The sequence below is a fragment of the uncultured Treponema sp. genome, assembly GCF_945873775.1.
GTDB lineage: Bacteria > Spirochaetota > Spirochaetia > Treponematales > Treponemataceae > Treponema_D.
Genome location: NZ_CAMCEC010000040.1, coordinates 1 through 6907, shown reverse-complemented (window position 1 = coordinate 6907; position 6907 = coordinate 1). Strand labels below are relative to the sequence as shown.

9 protein-coding genes are annotated in these 6907 nt (G+C 35.2%); 6 read left to right on the top strand and 3 right to left on the bottom strand.

Features of this window, described 5'->3' with window-relative positions; all coding sequences use genetic code 11:
* The coding region (locus Q0N70_RS12040) for a hypothetical protein (protein ID WP_294017089.1) at positions 1-318 on the top strand (318 nt) is incomplete at its 5' end.
* Entirely contained in the window at positions 312-1745 is a 1434-nt protein-coding gene (locus Q0N70_RS12035; protein ID WP_294017087.1) for a hypothetical protein, read from the top strand. The genes Q0N70_RS12040 and Q0N70_RS12035, both read left to right, overlap by 7 nt.
* 184 nt (positions 1746-1929) lie before the next feature.
* Here the strand turns inward: Q0N70_RS12035 and Q0N70_RS12030 are convergent, their stop codons facing one another.
* Complete coding sequence (locus tag Q0N70_RS12030) at positions 1930-2637, bottom strand: WYL domain-containing protein (RefSeq protein ID WP_294017086.1); 708 nt, start codon at positions 2635-2637, stop codon at positions 1930-1932.
* A 133-nt stretch (positions 2638-2770) separates the two neighbouring features.
* On the opposite strand from Q0N70_RS12030, the gene Q0N70_RS12315 reads away from it, so the two are divergent.
* The gene (locus tag Q0N70_RS12315; protein ID WP_367268265.1) at positions 2771-2881 is read left to right on the top strand and encodes a YSIRK-type signal peptide-containing protein; all 111 of its coding nucleotides are present in this window, start codon (positions 2771-2773) and stop codon (positions 2879-2881) included.
* 18 nt (positions 2882-2899) lie between these two features.
* Here Q0N70_RS12315 and Q0N70_RS12020 read toward each other — a convergent pair whose 3' ends face one another.
* A complete protein-coding gene (locus Q0N70_RS12020) occupies positions 2900-3505 on the bottom strand; it encodes an HNH endonuclease (RefSeq protein ID WP_294017082.1) in 606 nt (201 codons plus the stop codon).
* A gap of 185 nt (positions 3506-3690) precedes the next feature.
* On the opposite strand from Q0N70_RS12020, the gene Q0N70_RS12015 reads away from it, so the two are divergent.
* On the top strand, positions 3691-3984 hold the full coding sequence (locus tag Q0N70_RS12015; protein WP_294017080.1) for a FliG C-terminal domain-containing protein: 294 nt from the start codon (positions 3691-3693) through the stop codon (positions 3982-3984).
* A 114-nt stretch (positions 3985-4098) separates the two neighbouring features.
* Here Q0N70_RS12015 and Q0N70_RS12010 read toward each other — a convergent pair whose 3' ends face one another.
* Complete coding sequence (locus Q0N70_RS12010; protein WP_294017078.1) at positions 4099-4677, bottom strand: hypothetical protein; 579 nt, start codon at positions 4675-4677, stop codon at positions 4099-4101.
* 95 nt (positions 4678-4772) lie between these two features.
* Between Q0N70_RS12010 and Q0N70_RS12005 the strand changes: the two genes are divergently transcribed.
* Complete coding sequence (locus Q0N70_RS12005) at positions 4773-5435, top strand: hypothetical protein (protein ID WP_294017076.1); 663 nt, start codon at positions 4773-4775, stop codon at positions 5433-5435.
* A 111-nt stretch (positions 5436-5546) separates the two neighbouring features.
* Positions 5547-6515 carry a virulence RhuM family protein gene (locus Q0N70_RS12000; protein WP_294017074.1) on the top strand — a complete coding sequence of 323 codons (969 nt, stop codon included), beginning with the start codon at positions 5547-5549 and terminating at the stop codon, positions 6513-6515.
* The last annotated feature ends 392 nt before the right edge of the window (positions 6516-6907 follow it).

Here is a 6907-nt window from a genome sequence, read left to right as displayed (position 1 = left end):
CGTCAAACCAGAGTACCACTTTTTCCCAGCCTTTTATATCATGCCATCTTAAACGTGACGATGAAATTTTTAGTTCAACATGGCGATTATGGAAGAAAATTCCATGACAGATTTCTTATTCTTGTTCCAATAGATGATACGGCTCTTCCTGTTGTTTATTCTCTTGGAACATCAGTAAACAGTTTAGGCAAATATCATCATATTATTCAAAAAATTACAAATCCAAGAATAATTCTTGCCAACTTTGAAGAATTGTGGCATGAACTTGATAATGGAGATTGTTGTATTGTTGAATATAAAAGAGGTCAGGAATGTTGAGTTCTGAACAAAATAAACTGTTTCTTGATTTTGTTGAATTAGCGGATTCTATGGCAGGTAATATCTTCACTTCTGGACTTTTTTCATCTGTTTGTAAGATAGTCCGTGATTATACAGGAGTGTATAGAAATTGTGTTGATTTATACACAAGCGAACAAAAGAAAAAAGTTGCAGAAACTATTTCTGTTGCCAATGAAATTCTTCTGCAGGGATGTAATGAAAACTCTATAAAGGAAATATCAGTTTCACTGTGTATATATGACTATTTTAATAAATCATATATGAATGAAGTGTCTGTTGTAATATCAGATGAATTAAATAATAAATTTAGAGAACATATAAACTCTCTAAAATTTGATATAAATGTTCAAGATAACGCTTCATACAATGAAAAAAAATCAGTTGAAAACTTATATAAAGCAGAACAGTGCGCTGATTATAAAGAAATCCTGAAATTTTTCGACCAAATTAGAATACATGGTAATACTTTTTTTCACACGGAACTTTCTGTTGTTCTTCTTGTAAGATTTATTTGGAGTATAGATAAACAAATTGTAATCAAAAGACTGATAGCTTCTAATCCGTTTGAAATAGAATTCTTTTTATATTCACTTGATGGCAATATTCTTGATATTTTTTCCAATTTGAAGCTGCAAGAAAATATTTATCTTGAATTAAGAATAAAGATGCTTATTTTTCATCAACTTGATTCTAAAGGAAAAAATGAAACTGCTATTTATGACTTATGCAGGAAAATGTCAAAAACTGATATTGGAAAATTATTTGATAATTTTGAAAATGAGCTAGAATATATTCCTGCAATGCGTATTTCACATTTAGTTTGTTTCAATTATTTGCTGGGAATATACATTTCAAAACATCCTGACAGACTGGAGTTGCATTTGAATAATGCTGATTTTGGAACAAGAGCGACAAAAGCTTTTTCTTGTGGAATTTTAGATGCAAAAGAAGATGAAAATATAATAATTAGTCTGATAGAAAAAATTGAAAAACAATTTTTCGATAATGAAATAAAATCTTTTGATGTTGTAAATAAATATACTGGATATGTAGATTTGTTTATCTGTAAATGGCGTATAGAAGTTCAGTCTAAAGAGAATTATATAGAAAGATTACAAAAAATAGCAAACTGTATTGAAAGCCAGCAGGAAAGCTGGAATCAGGATACTGTTATAAATTTTTGGATTGCTTTATTTTACGGAATATTAGCGAATAAAAATCTTAATTATGATTATTCTGATTCAGAAATTCAACAGTATTTGCCTGTTTTATATGATAAGAGGAATGAACTTATTCACGGTGAATCAATTTTATCTAATATGAGGAATTTATTGCTTAATCCAAAAGGAATAAAAGGGATTCAAATGAAAGTAGATTTCGAAGATAAAATCATGACATTTGAGTAAATTTTAATTAGCCAGATGTGAAATGTAAAAAGATTTTTATAATAACAAATTAAAATTGCAAACTGCAAAAAAAACAATATAATCTTTTCCTAGAACAACGGAATATGACTCTTTTCCATTTATCGAACGACATTCAGTTTGGAATAAAATAGAAATTGTTGACTTTGTTTTATCGTTTTTGTTGTTACAGTTTCTTCACTTCCTCATACATCGCAAGGACATTCTCCCTCCAGGCATCAACTAATTTTTGCGGCGCAAGTGGAGTGACATACATTCCTTTTTCCAGAATCCAGTTCAGGACGGGGTAGTACTGGTTGCTTGTAAAAGTCATGATGACCGTACCGTCGCTCTGCTCCTCGAATTTCTGGTCGTCCGCCCATTTGTACATTCGGATGTAGTCGGTTTTTTCCTTGCGGATTTTCAGTCTGAAGCAATAATTTTCCTTGCCTATGAATTTTCCGAAGCTGCCTTTGCTGTGGTTTTCAAATTCAAAGTCCGGCGGAAGCTTAAAAGTTTTGTCCAGAATTTTTGGATTCGTGATTGCGGGAAGATTGTAGAGCCGGGTTTCCTTGTAGAATTTATTGTAGCAGTACAAGCTCCACATTCCCTGAAAGTAGACAAGCTGCCACGGCTCGACGGTAACTTCATACCGCCTGCTGTTTTTATAATAGTCAAACTGGATGAGGCGGTTTTTCATCATGGCTTCTTCGATTAGATTCCATAGCTTGTCTTCGATTTTGATCGCGTTCATTCCGAGGAACACAATCCGGTTTTCAAGTTTTGCCGCGTTCAGTTTTTCGTTTCCCTCAAGCTCGTTTTCAAGGCTTTTGTAGACTTCAATCGCCTGATTGTAAATCGGCGTGTCCTTTACAATTTTAAGCAGATTTGTCATCAGATGCGCGGCGATAATCTGCTTTTCGGTCGTGAAGCTCGCAATCAGACGGAAATGCGGTTCCGCATAGTAGTAGCCTTTTCTGCTGCGGTCGTATAAGATTTCCGCGCCGAAATCGTTTCGCAGAGTCTAGATTGCCCGCAGAACCGTAGCCTCCGAACATTCGAATTTTTCCATCAGAAAAGCGACGTTCGGATATTTTTCCGCTGCAATCAGCTCGTCAATCTGCAAAGCCCTGCGGTAATTGGAAAGTGAAAGACGTCTATTGCCCAACTTGTGAAACCTTTTCGTATGAATTGTTGTCGCCTTTTACAGGAAATCCATGAACTTTTGAATGTTGTTCTGGCGTCAGCAGAATCAGATTTTCCGGGCGGCAGTCATATCCGTTGTTGTTGATGTGATGAATGCTCTTTCCGTTAAGTTCTTCAAATGATAAAAACGCTTTTGCTACAAAGATATAAATATTTTCAGAGCGATTATCTGAGTTTTTGCCTTCTGCAGTTTTAGTCATTTTAAGATAACCGTTAAAATTATCATCATCTTGGTGAACGAGAATTCCATTTAGCTTTATTCGACCAAGGTTGCTCACAGTATATTTTTTGTTATCAGGGACTTCACGCCATATTTCTTTGAAAGTTTCGTCTAATCCGTATACTTCTTCTAAAAGATTTGCAGGAATTGTTTCAGTTTCGCAATTATATATTTTTGAATATTTTGCTTTTGTGATATTACGATAACATTTTGCGTCATCTGCACGAAAATTATTTGCAGAATTTCGTAATTCATAAAGGCTATATTCAATTCCTTTATAACCAAAAATTTTTTCTTCAAGACCTTCATCTAACTGTGGATATTCTGATTTTTCCATCTTTTCACCTCACTGTAGTTTCAGTATACACCATAACACTTTCATATAGTGCAAGTCTAAAAATTATATCACGAAAAATATTTTTTTTGGAAAAAAATTAGACTGTCATTATGTGCAAGTCCGCTGTGCTATCATAGTTTTAAAGCTGAATAAAAATCTTTCGTGAAACAAAACTGGAGGCGGACATGAAAAATGCGATGACTTTTGACGACATTTATCTTTTAAAGGACAGTGCCGTTAAGCTGGTTCTAAAGAAAATCGATGTTATGGATCTGGAATATGCCTTGATGGAAGCGACTTCGGAAGTCAAGGATGCGTTTTTCCGCAATATGTCAAAGCGGGCGGAGCAGATGATAACGGAAGACATGCAGTACAACACAAACGTTTCCCGCAAGGATTCCTTGGAGGCGCAGCAGAAAATTCTTGATGTGATATTCGGACTTGAAAAATCTGGAAAAATCAGACTGCCTGAAAAATAAGATAGAATTCTTCATGCGGGAATTTCTGTACGTGATTAGTGCGGACTCTGCAATTTCACGTTTGATTGTTGCGATGCGTTTACCGCACAAAAATTGCTTCCTCTGAGAAAGAACCTACAAAAATTCCAAAGAACCGTCGATTGTGCCTGAAGTATTGCGGGCGGCAATTTTTGTCTTCAGGGATTTAAGGAGTTTTGAAATCTGATTCATCTTTTTGTCATCTGCAAAATCACAGAAAGTCAGGACAACCTGAAAATCCTTTAAAAAGGAATATAGCTCAAGGATTCCGCTCAAAATCTGGAGGTCAATAACCGCTGGAATTGCAAGAAAATATTTTGCTGCAAAGGCGGATTTTGAAAAGAAATCATATACGGATTTTTGTTCTCCAAGTTTTCCGCTTGTGTCTATAAAATATGTCTTGTCCGGGCTGTAGCTGTAATCTTTTGGCGTTTTGCTGATGCCAGTTTTGCAAGGAACGGACATTATGCGGCAGATTTTCCGGCACATTTCTTCGGCACAGATATTGAAGCTGTTGAAGGGAATCACTTCGTAGGGCGGTTCTGTCATATTGCCGTTGCCACGCCGTTTTTCTTCCAGAATTTTCTGACGAAGGAATTTGAACAGAACATTCGTTTTTCCGCTTCCTGGAATTCCGAAGAACAGATAAATTTTGATTTTGTCGTTTTGGTTCATAAGTACATGATAACGTATGAGGCTTGCATATAGTGAAGGGTTGAATTTTTTGTGAAAGAATTGATAAATGTATGTTTTCATACTATAAAGAATATATGAATGAATTGAAAATCAATAATAACAAGACAATGGCTAAAATTATAACAATTCCAGAAATAATTTCTATATCAATCTCGCTGATTGCAGTGATGGTTTCGTTGCTTATATTTTTTCTTCCTCTAGTAAAAAATCATTTTGTTATAGAAGATCCAGCTGTTGTGTATATACACTCATCAAAAGATTCAAAATATGATGAATTGGTCATTCCTGTTATCTGTAATAATTATGGAAATTTTATAAGAAGCATCCATAATATGGAATGTACTTTAAGTTATAATGATAAATTGCTTCCGATGAGACCATTTTATATTTATGATGGGATTGATTATGATGAAAAAAATACAGAAAAGAGATTATACTCTTCTTTCATTATTGAACCAAATTCTGGAAGCATAAAATATATTGGTTTTAAGTATAATGATACAAACTTTTTACATAAAGATAAAATTCCGGCTGAGTTTCATTTTGAATCTAATAAGTTATATAATTTTAATATAATATTTTTTACAACAAGAAATAGTTTTATTAAAAAAGATAGAGAAGTAATTCAATCTTTTTATGGTTTTGAAACAGGAAATGATTTTTCTTATGATTTTACTCCAACAAAACAGACTTGGTTCAAAATAACCGATAGAAAAATATCATCTGTTTCAAAATAATTTTTGAATTATGATTTAGAATATATTATGCGGTAAATTTTGCACGTAGAGCACCACAAAAAGTCATTAATGGAAAAACTGCACAATCTATTTGAGGAAAAGTAGATATTTATGGAAAAAGAGATTGCTATTTTTAAGACAGACAAAGAAACGATAAATGTGGAAGTTATTTTTGAGGATGAAACCGTCTGGCTTACCCAGGAGCAGATGTCCAAGATGTTTGAAAAGGCGAAGTCCACAATAAACGAGCATATAAAGCACATTTTTGAAGAAGGCGAACTGAAAGAAGCTGTTGCTGTAAAGAAATTCGGAAATTCCGAATTTCAGCAGAAAGCGCCAAATTATTACAACCTTGATGTGATAATTTCCGTTGGCTACCGTGTAAAATCCCTGCGCGGCACACAGTTCCGGCAGTGGGCGACAAAACGCCTGAACGAATATATCAGAAAAGGTTTTGCTTTGGACGACAGCCGCTTAAAGCAGCTTGGCGGCGGCGAATACTGGCCGGAGCTTCTGGCAAGAATCCGCGACATCCGGGCTTCCGAAAAAGTGTTTTACAGGCAGATTCTGGATATTTACGCCACGAGCATAGACTATAATCCGCGCTCGGACACATCAATCGAGTTTTTCAAGAAAGTCCAAAATAAAATCCACTTTGCGGTTCACGGTCAGACTGCCGCGGAAGTCATCTACAGCCGCGCCGATGCGGAAAAAGAGTTCATGGGCTTAAAGACTTTTGAAGGCGACCGCCCGCACTTGAAAGACGCTGTTGTGGCAAAGAATTATCTTGACGAAAAAGAGCTGCGTGCAATGGGGCAGATTGTAAGCGGATATTTGGATTTTGCGGAGCGTCAGGCGGAACGCCGCCAACCGATGACAATGAAAGACTGGGCGGAACACTTGGACAGAATCCTTACAATGAGTGGCGAGCAGCTTCTGCAGGGAAACGGCTCTGTTTCGCATGACAAAGCCGTTGAAAAAGCGACAACCGAATACAGGAAATACCAGCAGAAAACTTTAAGCGATGTGGAAAAGGCGTTCTTGGATTCAATAAAACAGATTGAGAACGTCGGGAAATAAATGAGATATTCTGTATAGAAAAAATAATTTTTTTTTGGGGGGGGATATATATAATGTTTATATGGTAAAAATAATTCTCGAATTATAATATCTGATTTTCATAGCACAATTTCTATTATTCATGTTAAATGTTTTTCTGATTTTCTCTTTTCTAAAAAGCCATAGAAATTGTTTCATATTCTGTAAAACAATAATTCTATCTTCCGCTTAATATTCTTTCCGCGCTTCCAAAAACTGTCTCTTCTTTTAGACTTGCTCCGGCTTCAAGAAATAAGGGAAGAAACCTGTTTATATTATTTTGAGTAGCCAGACATTTTTGTGGATTTTGCATGATTTCGGATTGTGTCAAATTTAGTTCGCAATTTCGTTCCTGAAAAAAGCCACAAATCCAT

Excerpts from the sequence above, each read along its gene's own strand:
- Q0N70_RS12035 (WP_294017087.1), top strand. The coding sequence starts at position 312 with ATGTTGAGTTCTGAACAAAATAAACTGTTTCTTGATTTTGTTGAATTA.
- Q0N70_RS12030 (WP_294017086.1), bottom strand. The coding sequence starts at position 2,637 with ATGACAAATCTGCTTAAAATTGTAAAGGACACGCCGATTTACAATCAG.
- Q0N70_RS12020 (WP_294017082.1), bottom strand. The coding sequence starts at position 3,505 with ATGGAAAAATCAGAATATCCACAGTTAGATGAAGGTCTTGAAGAAAAA.
- Q0N70_RS12015 (WP_294017080.1), top strand. The coding sequence starts at position 3,691 with ATGAAAAATGCGATGACTTTTGACGACATTTATCTTTTAAAGGACAGT.
- Q0N70_RS12010 (WP_294017078.1), bottom strand. The coding sequence starts at position 4,677 with ATGAACCAAAACGACAAAATCAAAATTTATCTGTTCTTCGGAATTCCA.
- Q0N70_RS12005 (WP_294017076.1), top strand. The coding sequence starts at position 4,773 with ATGAATGAATTGAAAATCAATAATAACAAGACAATGGCTAAAATTATA.
- Q0N70_RS12000 (WP_294017074.1), top strand. The coding sequence starts at position 5,547 with ATGGAAAAAGAGATTGCTATTTTTAAGACAGACAAAGAAACGATAAAT.